The following is a 19,104-nucleotide window of genomic DNA, read 5'->3' as shown; positions in this document are numbered from 1 at the left end:
CTCCCCTCCCCCAGGACCTCCGCGATCCCCCCGGATCCCCCCTCCCGGAAGTCCTGATGCCCCGTACGACCCGCCGGGTGGGCGGAGGGTTGCACGGGTTCCGGGGATTTTTTTCCGGCGGTCAGGTCGTGTGCGCCACGAACCGCGCCGCCGTCTCGGCCAGGACCTCCCGGCCGTCGCGGGACCACAGGTCCTCGTTGAAGAGCTCCACCTCGATCGGGCCGGTGTAGCCGGCCGCCTCCACGTGGCCCTGCCACTGCCGCATGTCGATCGCGCCGTCGCCGATCTGGCCGCGGCCGTTGAGGACGCCCTCCGGCAGCGGGGTCGTCCAGTCGGCGAGCTGGAAGGTGTGGATCCGGCCGCCCGCACCCGCCCGGGCGATCTGCTCCGGGGCCCGGTCGTCCCACCAGATGTGGTACGTGTCCACGGTCACGCCGACCTGCTGCGCCGGGAACCGTTCGGCCAGGTCGAGGGCCTGGGCGAGGGTCGAGACCACGCAGCGGTCGGAGGCGAACATCGGGTGCAGGGGCTCGATCGCCAGCCGCACGCCGTGCCGTTCGGCGTACGGTCCCAGTTCGGCCAGGGCGTCCGCGATGCGTTCGCGGGCGCCGTTCAGGTCCTTGGAGCCGGCCGGCAGGCCGCCCGAGACCAGCACCAGGGTGTCGGTGCCGAGCGTGGCCGCCTCGTCGACCGCGCGGCGGTTGTCGGCCAGGGCCCGGGCCCGCTCGTCCGCGTCGACCGCGGTGAGGAAGCCGCCGCGGCACAGCGTCGTCACCGTCAGCCCCGCGTCCCGCACCAGCTTGGCCGCCGCCTCGACGCCGTACGCCTGCACCGGCTCGCGCCACAGGCCCACTCCGGGGACGCCGAGCTCCCGGCAGGCGTCCGCCAGCTCCGGCAGCGACAGCTGCTTCACGGTCATCTGGTTGATCGAGAAGCGTTCCAGTCCGTTGCTCACCGGGCCACCCCGTACAGCGCGAGCAGGGTCTTCATCCGTTCCTCGGCCAGCTTCGGGTCCGGGAACAGGCCGAGGGTGTCGGCGAGTTCGTAGGCCCGGGCGAAGTGCGGCAGGGAACGGGCCGACTGCAGGCCGCCGACCATCGTGAAGTGCGACTGGTGGCCCGCCAGCCAGGCCAGGAAGACGACGCCCGTCTTGTAGAAGCGGGTCGGGGCCTGGAAGAGGTGCCGGGACAGCTCGACCGTGGGGTCGAGCAGGGCGCGGAAGCCCTCCGTGTCCCCGGTGTCCAGGACCCGTACGGCCTGGGCCGCCAGCGGGCCCAGCGGGTCGAAGATGCCCAGCAGGGCGTGGCTGAAGCCGTGGTCGTCGCCGGCGATGAGCTCGGGGTAGTTGAAGTCGTCGCCGGTGTAGCAGCGCACTCCCCCGGGCAGGCGGCGGCGCAGGTCGATCTCGCGCCGGGCGTCCAGCAGGGAGATCTTCACGCCGTCGACCTTGTCGGGGTGCGCGGCGATGACCTCCAGGAAGGTGTCCGTGGCCGCGTCGAGGTCGGCCGAGCCCCAGTAGCCCTCCAGCGCCGGGTCGAACATCGGGCCCAGCCAGTGCAGGACCACCGGCTCGGCGGCCTGGCGCAGGAGGTGGCCGTAGACCTCCAGGTAGTCCTCGGGGCCCCGCGCGGCGGCGGCCAGGGCGCGGGAGGCCATGAGGATGGCCTGGGCGCCGGACTCCTCGACGAGCGCGAGCTGCTCCTCGTAGGCCGCGCGGACCTCGGCCAGGGAGGCCGGGGCGGTGAGCTGGTCGGTGCCGACGCCGCAGGCGATGCGGCCGCCGACGGCCCTGGCCTCGGCGGCCGACCTGCGGATCAGCTCCGCCGCGCCCGCCCAGTCCAGGCCCATGCCGCGCTGGGCGGTGTCCATGGCCTCGGCGACGCCCAGCCCGTGCGACCACAGGTGGCGGCGGAAGGCGAGGGTGGCGTCCCAGTCGACGGCGGCGGGCGCGTCGGGCGACACGTCCGCGTACGGGTCGGCGACGACGTGCGCCGCGGAGAAGACGGTGCGGGAGGTGAAGGACGCGCCGGGGGCGAGGGCGAGGGGTTCGGTGCGGGGTTCGTAGGTCCGCAGCCCGCCCTGCGCGTCGGGCAGTTGCAGGGTCACAGGGAGACCTCCGGCACGTCGAGGCGGCGGCCCTCGGCCGAGGACTTCAGGCCCAGCTCGGCGAGCTGCACGCCGCGGGCGCCGGCCAGCAGGTCCCAGTGGTAGGGGGCGTCGGCGTAGACGTGCTTGAGGAACAGCTCCCACTGGGCCTTGAAGCCGTTGTCGAACTCGCCGTTGTCGGGGACCTCCTGCCACTGGTCGCGGAAGACCTCGGTGGCGGGGATGTCGGGGTTCCAGACGGGCTTGGGGGTGGCGCTGCGGTGCTGGACGCGGCAGTTGCGCAGGCCGGCCACGGCGGAGCCCTCGGTGCCGTCGACCTGGAACTCCACCAGTTCGTCGCGGTTGACGCGGACGGCCCAGGAGGAGTTGATCTGGGCGATCGCGCCGCCCTCCAGTTCGAAGATGCCGTAGGCGGCGTCGTCGGCGGTGGCGTCGTACGGCTTGTCGTTCTCGTCCCAGCGCTGCGGGATGTGGGTGGCGGTCAGGGCCTGGACGGACCGCACCCGGCCGAACAGCTCGTGCAGGACGTACTCCCAGTGCGGGAACATGTCGACGACGATGCCGCCGCCGTCCTCGGCGCGGTAGTTCCAGGACGGGCGCTGGGCGGCCTGCCAGTCGCCCTCGAAGACCCAGTAGCCGAACTCGCCGCGCACGGACAGGATCCGGCCGAAGAAGCCGCCGTCGATCAGGCGCTTCAGCTTCAGCAGGCCCGGCAGGAACAGCTTGTCCTGGACGACGCCGTGCTTGATGCCGGCCCGCGCCGCCAGCCGGGCGAGCTCCAGGGCGCCGTCGAGGCCGGTGGCCGTGGGCTTCTCGGTGTAGACGTGCTTGCCCGCCGCGACGGCCTTCTTGATGGCCTCCTCGCGGGCGGAGGTGACCTGGGAGTCGAAGTAGATGTCGACCGTCTCGTCGGCGAGGACCGCGTCCAGGTCCGTCGAGACGTGCTCCAGCCCGTGCCTGTCGGCCAGCGCCCTGAGGGCGTGCTCGCGGCGGCCGACCAGGATCGGCTCCGGCCACAGCACGGTGCCGTCGCCGAGGTCGAGACCGCCCTGCTCGCGGATGGCCAGGATGGAGCGGACCAGGTGCTGGCGGTAGCCCATGCGCCCGGTCACGCCGTTCATGGCGATACGCACCGTCTTGCGTGTCACGTCATTCCCTTCGTACGCGGTCCGCGCGCCGCGTACGCCCCACTGGTCACGGGTTGACTGGTGAGCGTCACAGCAAGCGCTTTCTATCTAGTGAGAAGCTAGCCTCTGCACAGTGGTCCGGACAAGAGCGCGGCGAGGGTCGTGTTGTTCGAGGGGGCGAACAACCGGGGTCCGGGGCCTTAAGGTCTGCTCGGAACCGGGCTCGGAACCACGGCCCCGGACCTGGATGTGTACGAGGACGTACCGCGCGACACGCGCGTGCGAGGGCGTACGACGAGATGCGCGACCGGAGGACTACGAGATGACGGTGACCCTGGCGGACGTGGCGGCCCGCGCGCAGGTCTCCCCCGCGACGGTGTCGCGCGTGCTGAACGGCAACTACCCCGTGGCGGCCTCCACCCGCGAGCGGGTGCTGAAGGCGGTCGACGAGCTGGACTACGTGCTCAACGGGCCCGCGAGCGCCCTGGCCGCCGCCACCTCCGACCTGGTGGGCATCCTGGTGAACGACATCGCCGACCCGTTCTTCGGGATCATGGCGAGCGCGATCCAGTCCGAGATCGGCGGGCCCGGCGGCAGGGCGGGCGGGGAGAGACTCGCGGTCGTCTGCAACACGGGCGGCTCCCCGGAGCGCGAACTGACCTACCTCACGCTGCTCCAGCGGCAGCGGGCGGCGGCGGTCGTGCTGACCGGCGGTGCCATCGAGGACGCGGCGCACCAGGCGGCCATGGCCACGAAGCTGCGGAAGCTGTCGGACGCCGGGACGCGGGTGGTGCTGTGCGGGCGGCCCCCGGCGCCGGACACCGGGGCGATCGCGCTGACCTTCGACAACCGCGGGGGCGGGCAGGAGCTCACCGAGCACCTGATCGGGCTGGGGCACCGGCGGCTCGGGTACATCGCGGGTCCGGAGGAGCGCACCACCACCCGGCACCGGCTGGAGGGGCACCGGGCCGCGCTCGCCGCGCACGGCATCGAGGAGGACCCGCGCTGGACGGTGCACGGCCGCTACGACCGCCGGTCCGGTTACGAGGCCACGCTGGAACTGCTGCGCCGCGATCCGTCGTTGACGGCCGTCGTCGCCGCGAACGACTCCGTCGCGCTCGGCGCGTGCGCGGCGCTGCGCGACTCCGGGCTGCGGATCCCGCAGGACGTGTCGGTCGCCGGCTTCGACGACCTGCCCTTCAGCATCGACGCGGTGCCGTCCCTGACGACGGTCCGCCTCCCGCTCGCCGAGGCGGGCGCCCGGGCCGGCCGCATCGCGATGGGCCGCGAGGAGCCGCCGCCCGGCGGGATCGCCTCGGTACGCGGGGAGTTGATGGTGCGGGGGTCTTCGGCGGTGCCTCGGGGGGAGTGACGGGGGGAGTCGCGGGGCCGGGTGTCCGCGGGGCCGGAGGTTCGGCGAGGCCCGGGGGTCTGCGGGGCCGGGATTTTCCGCGGGCAAGGGTTTTCTGCGGGAGCGAGGTGAGGGGCAGGGCAGGGGGTTCGGCGAGGCCCCGGTGTCCGTGGGGCCGGGGGTTCGGCGAGGCCGGGGAGTTGCGGGGCCGGGGGTTCGGCGGGGCCCGGGTGTCCGCGGGGCTGGGAGTTCGGCGAGGCCCGGGTGTCCGCGGGGCTGGGAGTTCGGCGAGGCCGGGGAGTTGCGGGGCCGGGGGTTCGGCGGGGCCCGGGTGTCCGCGGGGCTGGGAGTTCGGCGAGGCCGGGGAGTCGCGGGGCCGGGGTTCGGCGAGGTCCGGGCGTCCGCGGGGCCGGGATTTTCCGCGGGCAAGGGTTTTCTATGGGAGCGGGGTAGGGGCAGTGCAGGGGTTTTCCGCGGGACCTGCGTGAGGGGCGGGGCAGGGGTCCCGGGCGCCGGCGGGCGGGGACCGGCGGGCGCCGCCGGGCGCGGTTCCCGCGCCGAGCGGAAATCTCCTGGGCCGGCGGCGATGAGTTTCCGCGCCGCCCCCGGTCTTCAGTGCCGTACCGACCGCGCCCCACCGGCCGACCGACGAACCGGAGTACCTCCCATGCGTATCGTGATCAGCGAGTTCATCAGCCTCGACGGCGTCGTCCAGGCCCCCGGCGGCCCCGAGGAGGACACCGACGGCGGCTTCGCGCACGGCGGCTGGAGCCACGCCTTCTTCGACCCGGAGGTCGTCGGCGGCGCCTTCGACGCGGCGCTGGGCGAGGCCGACGCGCTGCTGTTCGGGCGGCGCACCTGGCAGAACATGGCGGCGGCGTGGCCCGGGCGGGCCGGCGACCCCTTCGCCGACCGGATGAACGCCATCCGGAAGTACGTCGTCACCGGCACCCTCGACGACTCCGACCTGACCTGGGACAACACCACCCGCATCCCGGCCGCCGACGCGGTCGCCCACCTGCGCAAGCTGCGCGACGGCGAGAGCGGCAACCTCCTGGTCATGGGCAGCCCCTCCCTCGCCCGCCTGCTCCTCTCCGAGGGGCTGGCCGACGAACTGCGGCTCATCGTGATGCCGGTGGTCCTCGGCGGCGGCAAGTCGATCTTCCCGGACGACGGCACGAAGGCCGCCTTCGAGCTGGTCTCCGCGACCACCGCGCCGACGGGCGCGCAGGTGTGCGTGTACCGCGCGGCGACCCCCGGGGCCTGAGGGGCGGACGCGCGGCACGGACGCCGTACGGCCGCGGACGGACGGGCCGTGCGCGCCCCGCTCTCCGGGGACCGCGCGCCGCGCGCCGGGGACGCCGTCCTGCGCGGGCCCGCGCCCGGCGGCCTCGGCCGGACCGTGCGGCGCGACGCCGCCCGCCACGCCGCCGGGCACGGCCGGAACGGCGCGTGCGAGAGCCCGGTCGCCCGGATCGGCGCCGGCTTCGCCGCGGACCACGACCCGGACCGGGAGCGGGTGTGGACCGCCGAGCCGGACGGGCGGCCGGTGGACGGCGTGATGCACGGCCGGGACGCGGCGACGGGGCCGCCCGGCCGCGGCTGCCGCTCGTCGAGCCGGGCGCCCGCGGCCTCGGCATCGGCGACCGGCTCGTGCGGACCGTCACCGGCTTCGCGCGCGAGGCCGGCTCCCGCGAGGCGGCGCGGTGGACCGACGACGTCCTCACCGCCGCCCGCCGCGTCCACGAGCGCCACGGCTTCGTCCCGGCCGCCGGGGCGCCCCGCCACCCGCCCGGCCGGGACCCGGTCGGCCAGGACCGGCGGCCGGACCCGGACGCGACGCCCGCGTAGGCGGAGGGTTCAGCGGCGGGGCGGCGGGTAGTGTCCGTTTCCATGAAGCTGGCGTTCTCCACCCTCGGTGTCCCCGGCCTGCCCCTGACCGACGTGCTGCGGCTCGCGACCGCGCACGGCTACCACGGCGTCGAGCTGCGCGCCCACCCCGAGGAGCCGGTCCACACCGGCCTCGGCCCCGGCGAACGGACCGACGCGGCCGCCGCGTGCAAGGCGGCCGGCGTCGAGATCCTGGGCCTGGCGGGATACGTCCGGGTCGCCGCGCCGGGCGACGACGAACCCGTCCTCGCCGAGCTGCGCGCCCTCCTCGACCTCGCCCGCGACCTCGGCGCCCCGTACGTCCGGGTCTTCCCCGGCGGCGACCCGTCCCAGAGCCCCGAGGAGGCCGACGCGACGGCCGCCCGGCGCCTGGGCACCGCCGCCGAGTACGCCACCGACGCGGGCGTGCGCATCCTGCTGGAGACCCACGACTCGCACCGCACGGCCGCCGACGCCATCCGCGTCCTCGGCCTGGTCGGTCACCGCCAGGTCGGCGCCCTGTGGGACGTCATGCACACCTGGCTGGGCGGCGAGCAGCCCTCGGAGAGCTTCGCGGCGCTCTCCCCCTACCTCGGGTACATCCAGGTGAAGGACATCGCCTCCGCCGACGACACCACCCCGCTGCCGCTCGGCGCGGGGGTGCTGCCGCTGGCCGAGTGCGTGGAGGTCCTGTCCCGGCACGGCTGGGACGGCTGGCTGTGCTGGGAGTACGAGAAGCGGTGGCACGCGTCCGCCCCCGGCCTGCCCGGCCTGCTGGACACCGGGCGCGAGCACCTGGCCCGGCTGCTCAACGACTCGGCCTGACGGGCTCCTCCACGGCGACGGGCGCCCCGGCCGGCCGGGGGTGGCGCGGGCCGCCGCGCCCGGGCAGCGACGTCAGCGCCACCCCGCCGACCAGCAGCGCCGCCGCGCAGCCCCGCAGCCAGCTCACCGGCTCGCCGAGGAACAGGGCCGCCGAGGTCATCCCGAAGACCGGGACCAGCAGCGAGAACGGCGCGACGGTGGAGGCGGGGTGGCGGCGCAGCAGCAGGCCCCACGCGCCGAACCCGAAGACCGTGGTGACCCAGGCGACGTAGAGGACCGTGCCCGCGCCCTGCCAGTCCAGGGCGCGCAGCGCGGCCAGGTCCCGGGAGGGGCCCTCCACCAGCAGGGACAGGGCCAGCAGGGGCAGGACCGGGACGGTGCTGACCCAGACCATGAAGTTGAGCGCGTCGGGCGGCGCCGCCTTGCGGGTCAGGACGTTCGAGGCGCCCCAGCAGGCCGCCGCCGCGACGACGAGCGCGAAGGCGCCGAGCGGGCCGGAGACGCCCTCGTCGACCGCCGCCACGCCGATCCCCGCCAGCGCCACCAGCATGCCGAGCAGGCGGACCCGGGAGAGGCGTTCGCCCAGGGCGAGGCAGGCGAACAGGGCGGTGAACACCGCCTGGACCTGGAGCACCAGCGACGACAGGCCGGCCGGCATCCCGGCGCCCATGCCGACGAACAGCAGCCCGAACTTGGCGACCCCGAGCGCCAGCCCCACCGCGACGATCCACTTCCAGGCCACCTTCGGGCGCCCCACGAGGAAGACCGCGGGGAGCGCCGCCGCCAGGAAGCGCAGGGCGGAGAACAGCAGCGGCGGGAAGTGGCCGAGGCCGATCTCGATGACGGTGAAGCTGACGCCCCAGGAGGCGGCGACGAGGACGGCGAGGGCGAGGTGGGCGGGGCGCATGCGTCGATGATCACGCGTGCGGACCGTGAAGCACCAGCGAATCCTGCTGCATGGTGGGATGAAGCAACGCTGATCAGTCCTCACCGACCAGGAGGAACCGTGCTCGACCTCCAGCGGCTGCGCGCCCTGCACGCCGTCTCCGTCCACGGCACGGTCGGCGCCGCGGCCGCCGCGCTCGGCTACACGCCCTCGGCGGTGTCCCAGCAGATCGCCAAGCTGGAGCGGGAGACCCGGACGGTGCTGCTGGAACGGGCGGGCCGCGGCGTGCGGCTCACCGAAGAGGCCCGCCAACTGGCCGCCACCGCCCAGGAGTTGATGGGCATCGTGGAACGGGCCGAGACCGGCCTCGAGGAGCGGCGCGGGGTGCCGGCCGGGCGGCTGACCGTCGCGGCCTTCCCGTCGGCGGCCCGCGGTCTGATGCCCGCGGTCCTGGCCGAGCTGGGCGAGCGGCACCCCGCGCTGGACGCCCGGCTCACCGAGGTCGACCCGCACCTGTCGGTCGACCTGGTCGCCAAGGGCGCCGTCGACCTGGCCGTCGCCCACGACTGGGACATCGCGCCGCTGCCGGCTCCGGCGGGCCTGGAGCAGGAGGTCATCGGGGACGACCTGTGCGACCTGCTCGTCCCCGAGGGGCACCCCTTCGCCGGGCGGACGGCCGTACGGCGCGCCGAGCTGGGCGGGCAGCGGTGGATCTGCCAGCCGCCCGGCCGGGTCTGCCACGACTGGCTGGTGCGCACGCTGCGCGCGGCCGGGCACGAGCCGGACATCGTCCACCGGGCCGAGGAGAACCCGACCCTGGTCGCCCTGGTGGCCGCCGGGCTGGGCATCGCGCTCATCCCCCGGCTGGGCCGCGGCCCGCTGCCCGCCGGCGTGGTGCAGGTGCCGCTGGACCCGATGCCGGTACGGCGGCTGTACGCCCTGTGGCGGACGGGCGCGGCCCGCCGCCCGGCCATCAGGGAGACCGTCCGCGCCCTCACCGCCCACTGGCCCCGCGTCACGGCCGCGCCCCTGCCGGGCCCCTCCCGTCCCCCCGGTCCCGGCGGCACCGATGCGCGGGACCCGGGAACCCGGCCCGTCCCCCGTCCGTCCAAGGCGCAGGCTGCCGGATGAGTCACCGTGGTGCGGTGTCGGCCCTCGCTGCTGGCTGCGATCGCTGACCCACCCTCTCCGCCGCACCCCGGCCGGCACCGTGCCGCCACCGGCGCGTCCCCTCCCGGCGCGCCGGTGGCGGCCCCTTCCGGCACACCCCGGGTCCCTCCCGTGCTGCGGCACCGCGCCGGGTTACTGTGCATTCCCTTGACCGGCAGAAACTTCCCGGTTATTGGTGACTCCCTGGAAGTTTCCTTCAGCGGTTCCCCTCCGGAAGGAGCGCACGTGCCCGACACCAGCACGGGAAGCACGGGAAACACCGCGGTCCCCTCCAGACGCACGGTCCTCGCGGCCACGGCGGGCCTGTCGGCGGCCCTGGCGGCCGGCGGCACCGCCCGCGCCGGCGCCCGGCCCGGCGAGGACTCCCTGCGCGCCCTCGTCGCCCGGATGACGCTGGAGGAGAAGGTCGGCCAGCTCTTCGTGACGCGGGTCTACGGCCACTCCGCCACCGCGCCCGACCAGGCCGACGTCGACGCCAACCTCAAGGAGCTCGGCGTCCGCACGGCCGCCGAGCTGATCGCCCGTTACCGGGTCGGCGGCATCATCTACTTCGCCTGGGCGCACAACACCCGCGACCCGCACCAGATCGCGGACCTGTCCGACGGCATCCAGCGGGCGTCCCTGGAGCTGCCGCGCGGGCTGCCCGTGCTGATCTCCACCGACCAGGAGCACGGAGCGGTCGCGCGCGTGGGCGAGCCCGCCACCCTGTTCCCCGGCGCCATGGCGATCGGCGCCGGCGGCTCCCGCTCCGACGCCCGGACCCTCGGCCGGATCGCGGGCCGCGAGCTGCGCGCGATGGGCATCCGGCAGGACTACGCGCCCGTGGCCGACGTGAACGTGAACCCGGCCAACCCGGTCATCGGCGTGCGGTCGTTCGGCGCCGACCCGCGGGCGGTGGCCCGGCTGGTGGCCGCCGAGGTCACCGGGTACCAGCGCTCGGGGGTCGCGGCGACCGCCAAGCACTTCCCCGGGCACGGCGACACCGCCGTCGACAGCCACACCGGCCTCCCCGTCATCCCGCACAGCCGCGCGCAGTGGGAGGCGCTGGACGCGCCGCCCTTCCGCGCCGCGATCGCGGCCGGCGTCGACTCGGTCATGACGGCTCACCTGGTGGTCCCCGCGCTCGACGGGTCCGGCGACCCGGCCACCCTCTCCCGGCCGATCCTCACCGGCATCCTGCGCGAGGAGCTCGGCTACGACGGGGTGGTGGTCACCGACTCCCTGGGCATGGAGGGCGTCCGGACCAGGTACGGCGACGACCGGGTGCCGGTGCTCGCGCTGAAGGCGGGCGTCGACCAGCTCCTCAACCCGCCCGACCTGGACCTGGCCTGGCACGCCGTCCTGGCGGCGGTGCGGGACGGCGAGCTCACCGAGGACCGGCTCGACACGTCGGTGCTGCGCGTCCTGCGGCTGAAGGCCAAGCTGGGACTGCTGCGCGACCCGTACGTCGGCCAGGCCGGCGTGGACCGCGCGGTGGGGGTCCGCGCGCACCTGGCGGCGGCCGACCGGATCGCCGAGCGCACGACGACCCTGCTCGTCAACGAGGGCCGTCTGCTGCCGCTCTCCCGGCGCCGGCACCCGCGGCTGCTGGTGGTCGGCGCCGACCCGGCCTCCCCCTCCGGCACCACCGGCCCGCCGACCGGCGTGCTCGCGGAGGCGCTGACCGCCCTCGGCTTCACGGCCACCGCCCTGCCGACCGGCACCGCGCCCTCCGCGGAGACCGTCGCCCGGGCGGTCGCGGCGGCCGGGGACGCGGACGCGGTGGTGGCGGCCACGTACAACGTCACGGCGTCCGGCGGCCAGCGCACGCTCGTCGAGCGGCTCCTGGCGACCGGCAGGCCGGTGGTGGCGGTCGCCCTCCGCAACCCGTACGACGTGGCCCGGCTGCCCGGCGTGCCGGCCGTGCTGGCGGCGTACTCCTGGACCGACGTCGAACTGCGGGCGGCCGCGCGGGTGATCGCGGGGCGGGTGGCGCCGCGCGGCAGGCTGCCCGTGCCGGTGCCGCGGGCGGACGACCCCGCGCAGGTGCTGTACCCCATCGGGTACGGGCTGTCGTACTAGGCGTACGCCACGGGCCGGGCGCACCGCCCCCACCCTGCGCAAAGCACCCCGTACGCCTGGCGTGACCCGCCGCGGGGGGTCACGCTGGACGGGTACTCGGGGGGACGGCGATGCGCGAGAGATGGTCTGCGGGGGTGGTGTGCGGGCTCGGCGCGCTGCTCGCGGCCCTGCTGACGGGGTGCCAGGCCCCGTCGGGCGCCGGTGCGCGGGACGGCCGGCTCGGCGAGCGGGCCGGCACCGCGCCGGCGCCGGTGCCGAGCCGGACGTCCGGGTACGGGGCGGTGTTCCTCGCGGTCGGCGAGTGCAGCTCCTTCGGCCGGACGGCCTTCACCGAGGTGCCGTGCGACGGCGAGCGGGCCGCGGCCCGGGTCGTGGCCCGGCACGACGGCACGGTCGCCGACGGGCCGCGCTGCCCGGCGACCACGGACTTCGTCCTGCACATCAGCGAACAGCACCCGGCCCTCGACGAGGACGGCGACGGGGCGGTGCCGCGGGGCTACGCCTGCATGCGCGGCCTGCAGCCGCCGCACCCCGGCGACCCCGGCGGCGGGGGCGGCCCCCGCACGATCGTCGGCGACTGCGTCTACGGCTCCGGCGACGGGCAGGTCCGCGAGACGGCCTGCGACGGCACCGGCCGGGAGGAGCCGGAGTACGAGGTGACGAAGGCGGTCCGCACGCGCGCGGACTGCCCGGCGTCGACGGCCCTGTACGTCCGGCTGGGCGGCCGGACGCCGGTGGGCTGCGCCCGGCCGGTGTGAGCGGCGGCCGGGCGCAGCGGCGGCGTCACGGACGCAGCGTGCGCTCCGCGCCCCGCTTGTCCAGCTTCGCGTCGAACGTCGCCAGCGGCCTGGCCGCCGACGGGTCCGCCTGCACCGCGGCCGGGGCGACGCCCGCCCAGTCGAGGATGCGGGCGGTGGCGAGGGCCTTCTCCTCGGCGACGAGGCCGGCCACGTTCGCGCCGTGGTTCAGGCCGGGGGCCGTCAGGACGTAGGAGTCCTCGGCCCCCTTGCCCAGCCGGAACGGTTCGGCGCCCCACGGGTCGTTCTCGCCGTAGACGAAGAGCATGTGCCGGGCGTTGTGCCGCACCCAGCGGTCGACGTCCCGCATGACCGACGGCTGGAACCGCATCGGGATCTCGCGCGGCACGAAGTTGCGCGGCGGCTGGTAGCCGTAGCGCAGGTACTTCCTCTCGATGTGCGGGAAGTGGATGGTGGGCGCGCCCAGCTGGGTGCCGGCCTGGTAGTAGTACGGCGTGTACGGCTCCAGGCCCTGGTCGGTGTAGAAGGAGAAGCCGGAGATCGTGTCGACCGAGGTCCAGATCTCCTCGTCGGTGGCGTTCTTCGCGTCGGCCGGGATCCGGTCGCAGTCCTTCAGCAGGCTGTACTGCCAGAAGCCCCACACGTAGTCGAGGACGGTCGCCTCGTAGGCGCGGTCCAGGCTGCCGATGGTGGTGAAGGTGTAGCCGTTCTCGGCGGCGTAGGCCGCGTACCTCTCCTTCAGCGCCTCGCGGCGCACCAGGGCCTCGCGCTGCACGCCGTTCAGCCGGTCGCGGCACTCCTCGGTGCCGACGCGGGCGAAGAAGCGGTCGTAGGCCGAGTCCTCCTTGTTCACCACGTCGTTGGGGGCGACGTACGCGACGACGCCGTCCATGTCCCGGGGGTAGAAGCGCTCGTAGTAGGTGGCGGTCATGCCGCCCTTGGAACCGCCCGTGGAGATCCAGTTCTCGGTGTAGACGCTCTTCAGGGCCTTGAAGACGCGGTGCTGGTCGCTGGCCGCCTGCCAGATGTCCAGCTCGGACCAGTCGGCCGGGTCGGGCCGGGACGGGCTGAAGAAGCGGTACTCCAGGGAGACCTGGTTGCCGTCCACGATCTGCGTCGGCTCGCTGCGGCGCGGTGCCGTGGAGACGTGGTAGCCGCTGGTGTAGAAGACGGTCGGCCGCGTGACGTCCTTGTGCAGCACGGTGATGCGCTGCCGGAACGTGCCCTTCGCCGGGCTGCGGTGGTCCACCGGCTGGGTGTAGGTCAGGACGAAGAAGCGGTACCCGGTGTACGGCTTCTCCTCCACCAGGCTCATGCCCGGTATGGAGAGCAGTCTCTCCTTGATGTCGGCGGTGCCGGCCGGGCCGGTGGCCGCCGGCTCGGCGGCGGTGGCCGCTGTCGCCGTACTCAGTGTGCCTATGAGCACCGTGAGCGCCAGCAGCCATCTGAGCGCCTTGCGCATGCGCACTCCCCTGTGAGACAGATGTGCGCCGGAAGCTAGCGGACCAACTCGGCCCAGCACCAGGGGACATGGGGATAACCCTGTATCGAGGGGGGTGTCAGCACAGGATCCAGCCGGAGCTGACCGACCCGCGGCCCACCCGGCCCTTCACCCACACGCAGCGCTGCCCGGCGTGCACGGTCACCGGGCCGGCCCGGTACCTGTAGCGGCCCTCGTCGACGACGGGCCGGCCGCCGCGCGCCCGCACGCTGACCGACATGGTGCGCTCGGTGCCGGGGTTCCCGGGGAGCGTGACGGCGCAGACGTAGCCGTTGCGCTTGTAGACGACGACCGAGCCGGTGGAGAACGGCAGTGTCCTGACCTTGCGCCCGGCGCAGTGGGCGGCGGCCCGCGCCTCGCCGGGCGCGGCCAGGGCGAGCAGCCCGGACGCGGTCAGCACGGCCGTGCCGACCACCAGCCGTCGGCGTATCGCTCCACTGTCCACAGCCGTCCTCCGTACCGCGACCACCACGCATCGGCGTACGGAGGTACGGACGCACGACGTATGCCGGATGGTTGCACGACCGTCACGAGGACACGGCCACGGACCCCCGCTCGCCGCCCGGCTGGCCGGTGCCCCCGATGAACGTGCGCCACAGCTCGGCGTAGCGGCCGTCGCGGGCGAGGAGCTCGTCGTGGGTGCCGTCCTCCACGACCCGGCCGTGGTCCATGACGACGACCCGGTCCGCGCGGGCGGCGGTGGTGAGGCGGTGGGCGACGACCAGGGTGGTGCGGCGGCCCGCCAGCCGGTCCGTCGCCCGGTTGACCTGTGCCTCGGTGGCCAGGTCGAGGGCGGCGGTCGCCTCGTCGAGGAGCAGGATGTCCGGGTCGACCAGCTCGGCGCGGGCCAGGGCGATCAACTGCCGCTGCCCGGCGGAGAGGTTGCGGCCGCGCTCGGACACCTCGTGGAGGTAGCCGCCCTCCAGCGTGGCGATCATCTCGTGCGCGCCGACCGCCCGGGCCGCCGCCTCGACCTCGGCGTCGGTGGCGTCGGGGCGGCCGTAGGCGATGGCGTCGCGGACGGTGCCCTGGAAGAGGTACGCCTCCTGCGGGACGACGCCCAGACGGTGCCGGTAGGAGGTGAGGTCGAGGTCGCGCAGGTCGGTGCCGTCGACGGTGACCCGCCCGGCGGTCGGGTCGTAGAAACGGGCCACGAGCTTCACCAGGGTCGACTTGCCGGCGCCGGTCTCGCCGACGAACGCGACGGTCTGCCCGGCGGGGACGCGCAGGTCGACCCCGCCGATGGCCTCCTCGTCCGCGCCGTAGGAGAAGTGCACGTCCTCGAAGGCGATCTCGCCGCGCAGGGAGCGCACCTCCAGCGGCTCGGCGGCGGACCCGGTGGACGTCGGCTCCCGGAGCAGCTCCTGGATGCGGCCCAGGGAGACCGACGCCTGCTGGTAGCCGTCGAAGACCTGGGAGAGCTGCTGCACCGGCGCGAAGAACAGGTCGATGTAGAGCAGGTAGGCGACCAGCGCGCCGGCCGTCAGCGTGCCGTCGTCGACCCGGGCGCCGCCCGCCACCAGCACGGCCACCGCGGCGATCGACGACAGGAACTGCACGAACGGGAAGTACACCGAGATGAGCCGCTGGCCGCGGACGCGGGCGCGCCGGTAGCTGTCGCTGCGCTCGGCGAACCGCCGCTCGCCGTCCCGCTCGCGCCGGAAGGCCTGCACGATCCGCAGCCCGGCGACCGACTCCTGCAGGTCGGCGTTGACCACCGACACCCGCTCGCGGGCCAGTTCGTACGCCTTCACGCTGGCCCGGCGGAAGAAGAAGGTGGCGACGATCAGCGGGGGCAGGGTGGTGAAGACGACGAGGGCGAGCTGCACGTCGATGACGAGCAGGGCGACCATGATGCCGAAGAAGGTGACGACCGAGACGAAGGCCGTGACCAGGCCCGTCTGCAGGAACGTCGACAGCGCGTCGACGTCGGTCGTCATCCGGGTCATGATCCGGCCGGTCAGCTCCCGCTCGTAGTAGTCGAGGCCGAGCCGCTGGAGCTGGGCGAAGATCTTCAGGCGCAGCGCGTACAGGACGCGTTCGCCGGTGCGGCCGGTCATGCGGATCTCGCCGGTCTGCGCCGCCCACTGCACGACCACCGTCAGCAGCGCCAGCAGCGAGGCCGCCCAGACCGCGCCGAGGGCGGCCCGGGTGACACCGTCGTCGATGCCGTCGCGGATCATGACCGGCAGCAGCAGGCCCATGCCGGCGTCGACGGCGACGAGCGCCAGGCTGACGAGCAGCGGGGTGCCGAACCCGCCCAGCAGGCGCCGCAGCCCGTACGACTCCTCGGGCCGGACCGCGCGCGCCTCGTCGATGCCGGGGGTGCCGGTGGCCGGGGGCAGTGCCTCGACCCGGGCGAGCAGCTCGGGGGTGGCCGGGCTGCCGTGCAGCGCCGCGTCCCGGGGCTCCCGCTCCCCCGCCCACAGCCGGGGCGTGATGCCGCGCTCGGCGTCGAACTCGGCGTCCAGCTCGTCCCGGACGGAGGTGTCCTCCCGGGGCGCGGCGGGCCGCTCGTGGCCCGGGGAGACGCCGCCGAGCTCGTCGGGGTCGGTGAGCAGCCGCCGGTACAGGGCGGAGCGTTCCTGGAGCTCGTCGTGGGTGCCGATGTCGGCGAGCCGGCCGCCGTCCAGGACGGCGATGCGGTCGGCGAGGTTCAGGGTGGAGCGGCGGTGGGCGATCAGCAGGGTGGTGCGGCCCCGCATGACCTCCTTCAGCGCCTCGTGGATCTCGTGCTCGACGCGCGCGTCGACGGCGGAGGTGGCGTCGTCCAGGACCAGCAGGCGCGGGTCGGTGAGGATCGCGCGGGCGAGCGCGATGCGCTGGCGCTGGCCGCCGGAGAGGGTCAGGCCGTGCTCGCCGACCGCGGTGTCGTAGCCGTCGGGCAGCTCGGCGATGAACCGGTCGGCCTGGGCGGCCCGGGCGGCGGCCTCGATCTGCTCCTGCGTGGCGTCGGGGCGGCCGTAGGCGATGTTGTTGCGGACGGTGTCGGAGAAGAGGAAGGAGTCCTCGGGGACCAGCCCGATCGCGGCCCGCAGCGACGTCAGGCTCAGCTCGCGCACGTCGTGGCCGCCGACCAGGACGGCGCCGCGCGTGACGTCGTAGAAGCGCGGCAGCAGCAGGGAGACGGTGGACTTGCCGGAGCCGGAGGAGCCGACGACGGCGAGGGTCTCGCCGGGGCGGATCTCGAAGGAGAGGCCGTCGAGGACGGGACGGCCGGGCTCGTAGCCGAAGGAGACGTCGTCGAACTCGACGGTGGCGGGGGCGTCGGCGGGCAGCTCCCTGGTGCCGTCGGTCAGGGAGGGCTCGGTGTCGATCAGCTCCAGGACGCGTTCGGTGCCCGCGCGGGCCTGCTGGGCGACGGTGAGGACCACGGCGAGCATGCGGACCGGGCCGACGAGCTGGGCGAGGTAGGTCGAGAAGGCGACGAACGTGCCGAGGGTGATGTCGCCGCGCACGGCCAGCCAGCCGCCGACCGCGAGCATGGCGACCTGGCCGAGGGCGGGCACGGCCTGGAGGGCCGGGGTGTAGGTGGCGTTGAGCCGGATGGTGCGCAGCCGCCCGGCGAACAGCCGGCGGCCGGCCTCCCGGAGCTTGCCGGTCTCCTGCTCCTCCTGCCCGAAGCCCTTGACCACCCGGACGCCGCTGACGGCGCCGTCGACCACCCCGGCGACGGCGGCGGCCTGGGCCTGGGCGTACCAGGTGGCGGGGTGCAGCCGGGTGCGGCTGCGCCGGGCGATCCACCACAGGGCCGGGGCGACGGCGAGGGCGACCAGCGTGAGCGGCGGCGACAGCCACGCCATGACCACCAGGGAGATCAGGAAGAGCATGAAGTTCCCGATGGTCATCGGGAGCATGAAGAGCAGGCCCTGGATGAGCTGGAGGTCGCTGGTGGCCCGGCCGACCACCTGGCCGGTGGACAGCTCGTCCTGGCGGCGGCCGTCGAGCCGGGTGATCGTCGCGTACATCGCCGTGCGCAGGTCGTGCTGGACGTCGAGGGCGAGCCGGCCGCCGTAGTAGCGGCGGACGTAGGTGAGGACGTAGACGAGCAGCGCGGCGGCGACCAGGGCGCCGGCCCACACGGCCATGCCCCGGGTGTGGTCGCCGATCACGTCGTCGATGATCACCTTGGTGATCAGGGGGACGACGGCCATGACGGCCATGCCGGCCAGCGAGGAGCCGAGGGCGAGGACGACGTCCCGGGGATGGCTCCAGGCGTGACCCCACAGCCGTCGTGCCCATCCCCGTTTCGCTTCCACGCCGGTGCCCTCCGATCGTCCTGATCTTCCGCAAGGCACCAACGCGGGCAGAAGCGGATTTCATCCCTCCGTCACAAACGCGCGGCCGGGCCGCGGGGTCCGCCGCCGGGGGTCCGCGCCGGGGGGCCGGTCAGACGCGGACGCGCAGGCGGAGGAAGCGGGTGGTCTGGACGGGGTTCTGGTTGTCGTCGCTGACCAGGAGGACCGTCAGGCGGCCCTTGCTCCGGCCCGTGACCGCCATGCCCTCGATGTTGTCGAGGAGAGGGTTGGGCTGGGGCTGCTTCGCGGTGGCGCCGAGGTCGGGGCAGGCCGCGAGGTCCGCCAGCAGCGTCTTGCCGGCCGGCCGGACGCCGTCCTGGCCGGTGAGGGTCTCGATCCCGCTCGTGTCCGTGGCGTGGCGCGGGTCGGCCAGGTAGAGGCGGACCGTGTTGCCGGTCCCGGCGGTGAAGCCGCGCTCCAGGACGAGGAGGCGGCCGTCGGGCAGGGCCGCGACCTCGGGGACGCCGAGGCCGGGGTCGGCGCGGTAGGCGTACTGGGGGCCGAGGACGAAGCGCCCGTGCCGGCGCTGCCAGGTCGGGAGGCGGACGATGCCCGGGGCGTCGCCGGACAGGGCGTACTCCATGGACGCCAGCAGGGTGCGGCCGCCGGGCAGCAGGGTCAGTCCCTCGAAGGTGCCGTTGGGGGCGGCGCGCCCGGCCGGGGCCGGGCGCAGCGCGTCCGGCACGGGCAGGCGGTCGAGGATCCGGCCGTCGGGGGCGTGGCGGCGTACGGCCGGCTCGGTCTCGGAGCTGATCAGGTACGTGCCGTCGCGGTCGGCGACGAGCCCTTCGGAGTCCAGGGCGGCTCCGCCCTCGTCGGCGAGCGGGACGACGCCCCGGGGCGCGAGCGTCCGCCCGTCCAGGCGGAACAGCGCGGAGCGGTCGGAGAGCGCGGCGAGCGAGCCGTCGCGCCGGACGGCGAGCGCGGAGAGGTTGCCGACGAAGGTGCCCTCGTACGTGGTCTTGTCGAGGGCGTCGGAGAAGCGGTCGAGGGCGACGGAGGGCGAGCAGGCACGGCTCCCCCCGGCGTTCGCCGGTCCGGCGGCGGTCAGGCAGGCGGCCGCCGCCAGGCCGGCGGTGACGGCGGCGAGGACGGTGCGTACGGTTCGCGGGCGCATGGGCGTCACCGTAGGGCGGGCCGGTGACGGGCGGG

At 74.9% G+C, this 19,104-nt stretch carries 15 protein-coding genes; 7 read left to right on the top strand and 8 right to left on the bottom strand.

Translation table 11 applies throughout. The features are described 5' to 3' along the window. Window positions 1-121: 121 nt before the first annotated feature. Genes ACIF8T_RS00925 through ACIF8T_RS00915 form a run of 3 tightly spaced genes read right to left on the bottom strand, consistent with a single transcriptional unit; the run spans window position 122 to window position 3,254 of the window. The gene (locus tag ACIF8T_RS00925; RefSeq protein WP_400031436.1) at window positions 122-919 is read right to left on the bottom strand and encodes a sugar phosphate isomerase/epimerase family protein; all 798 of its coding nucleotides are present in this window, start codon (window positions 917-919) and stop codon (window positions 122-124) included. A 32-nt stretch (window positions 920-951) separates the two neighbouring features. Then, window positions 952-2,106 (bottom strand): dihydrodipicolinate synthase family protein, encoded by a 1,155-nt coding sequence (locus tag ACIF8T_RS00920; RefSeq protein ID WP_400029769.1) that lies wholly within the window; start codon window positions 2,104-2,106, stop codon window positions 952-954. After that, window positions 2,103-3,254, bottom strand: a complete 1,152-nt coding sequence (locus ACIF8T_RS00915; RefSeq protein WP_400029767.1) for a Gfo/Idh/MocA family protein — start codon at window positions 3,252-3,254, stop codon at window positions 2,103-2,105. The genes ACIF8T_RS00920 and ACIF8T_RS00915 overlap by 4 nt, the downstream gene beginning before the upstream one ends. Window positions 3,255-3,555: 301 nt before the next feature. Between ACIF8T_RS00915 and ACIF8T_RS00910 the strand changes: the two genes are divergently transcribed. The 4 genes from ACIF8T_RS00910 (at window position 3,556) to ACIF8T_RS00895 (ending at window position 7,278) form a co-directional block, all read left to right on the top strand. Then, complete coding sequence (locus tag ACIF8T_RS00910) at window positions 3,556-4,605, top strand: LacI family DNA-binding transcriptional regulator (RefSeq protein ID WP_400029765.1); 1,050 nt, start codon at window positions 3,556-3,558, stop codon at window positions 4,603-4,605. Window positions 4,606-5,251: 646 nt separating this feature from the next. Further along, window positions 5,252-5,851: a dihydrofolate reductase family protein gene (locus ACIF8T_RS00905; RefSeq protein WP_400029763.1), complete on the top strand. Its 600-nt coding sequence runs from the start codon at window positions 5,252-5,254 to the stop codon at window positions 5,849-5,851. A gap of 254 nt (window positions 5,852-6,105) precedes the next feature. Then, window positions 6,106-6,435: a GNAT family N-acetyltransferase gene (locus ACIF8T_RS00900; protein WP_400029761.1), complete on the top strand. Its 330-nt coding sequence runs from the start codon at window positions 6,106-6,108 to the stop codon at window positions 6,433-6,435. A 42-nt stretch (window positions 6,436-6,477) separates the two neighbouring features. Next, on the top strand, window positions 6,478-7,278 hold the full coding sequence (locus tag ACIF8T_RS00895) for a sugar phosphate isomerase/epimerase family protein (protein ID WP_400029759.1): 801 nt from the start codon (window positions 6,478-6,480) through the stop codon (window positions 7,276-7,278). Here ACIF8T_RS00895 and ACIF8T_RS00890 read toward each other — a convergent pair. Further along, complete coding sequence (locus tag ACIF8T_RS00890) at window positions 7,262-8,185, bottom strand: EamA family transporter (protein ID WP_400029757.1); 924 nt, start codon at window positions 8,183-8,185, stop codon at window positions 7,262-7,264. The genes ACIF8T_RS00895 and ACIF8T_RS00890 overlap by 17 nt on opposite strands. Before the next feature lie 99 nt (window positions 8,186-8,284). Here ACIF8T_RS00890 and ACIF8T_RS00885 point away from each other — a divergent pair, with 99 nt between their 5' ends. The 3 genes from ACIF8T_RS00885 (at window position 8,285) to ACIF8T_RS00875 (ending at window position 12,153) form a co-directional block, all read left to right on the top strand. Continuing rightward, window positions 8,285-9,295, top strand: a complete 1,011-nt coding sequence (locus tag ACIF8T_RS00885) for a LysR family transcriptional regulator (protein ID WP_400029755.1) — start codon at window positions 8,285-8,287, stop codon at window positions 9,293-9,295. A 264-nt stretch (window positions 9,296-9,559) separates the two neighbouring features. Further along, the gene (locus ACIF8T_RS00880) at window positions 9,560-11,395 is read left to right on the top strand and encodes a glycoside hydrolase family 3 protein (RefSeq protein WP_400029753.1); all 1,836 of its coding nucleotides are present in this window, start codon (window positions 9,560-9,562) and stop codon (window positions 11,393-11,395) included. A gap of 110 nt (window positions 11,396-11,505) precedes the next feature. After that, window positions 11,506-12,153, top strand: a complete 648-nt coding sequence (locus ACIF8T_RS00875) for a hypothetical protein (RefSeq protein ID WP_400029751.1) — start codon at window positions 11,506-11,508, stop codon at window positions 12,151-12,153. Window positions 12,154-12,178: 25 nt separating this feature from the next. Here ACIF8T_RS00875 and ACIF8T_RS00870 read toward each other — a convergent pair whose 3' ends face one another. From ACIF8T_RS00870 to ACIF8T_RS00855, 4 genes are all read right to left on the bottom strand, one after another. Next, entirely contained in the window at window positions 12,179-13,615 is a 1,437-nt protein-coding gene (locus ACIF8T_RS00870) for a S28 family serine protease (RefSeq protein ID WP_400029749.1), read from the bottom strand. A gap of 97 nt (window positions 13,616-13,712) precedes the next feature. After that, window positions 13,713-14,099: a hypothetical protein gene (locus tag ACIF8T_RS00865; RefSeq protein WP_400029747.1), complete on the bottom strand. Its 387-nt coding sequence runs from the start codon at window positions 14,097-14,099 to the stop codon at window positions 13,713-13,715. Window positions 14,100-14,181: 82 nt separating this feature from the next. Further along, window positions 14,182-17,913: an ABC transporter ATP-binding protein gene (locus ACIF8T_RS00860; protein ID WP_400029745.1), complete on the bottom strand. Its 3,732-nt coding sequence runs from the start codon at window positions 17,911-17,913 to the stop codon at window positions 14,182-14,184. Between the two features lie 130 nt (window positions 17,914-18,043). Then, window positions 18,044-19,069 (bottom strand): esterase-like activity of phytase family protein, encoded by a 1,026-nt coding sequence (locus ACIF8T_RS00855; protein WP_400029743.1) that lies wholly within the window; start codon window positions 19,067-19,069, stop codon window positions 18,044-18,046. Between the last annotated feature and the right edge of the window lie 35 nt (window positions 19,070-19,104).

It is taken from the genome of Streptomyces sp. NPDC085946, assembly GCF_044540485.1.
Classification (GTDB): domain Bacteria; phylum Actinomycetota; class Actinomycetes; order Streptomycetales; family Streptomycetaceae; genus Streptomyces.
The sequence above is the reverse complement of the archived record's forward strand: the minus strand, read 5'-3'. Positions and strand labels throughout refer to the sequence as shown.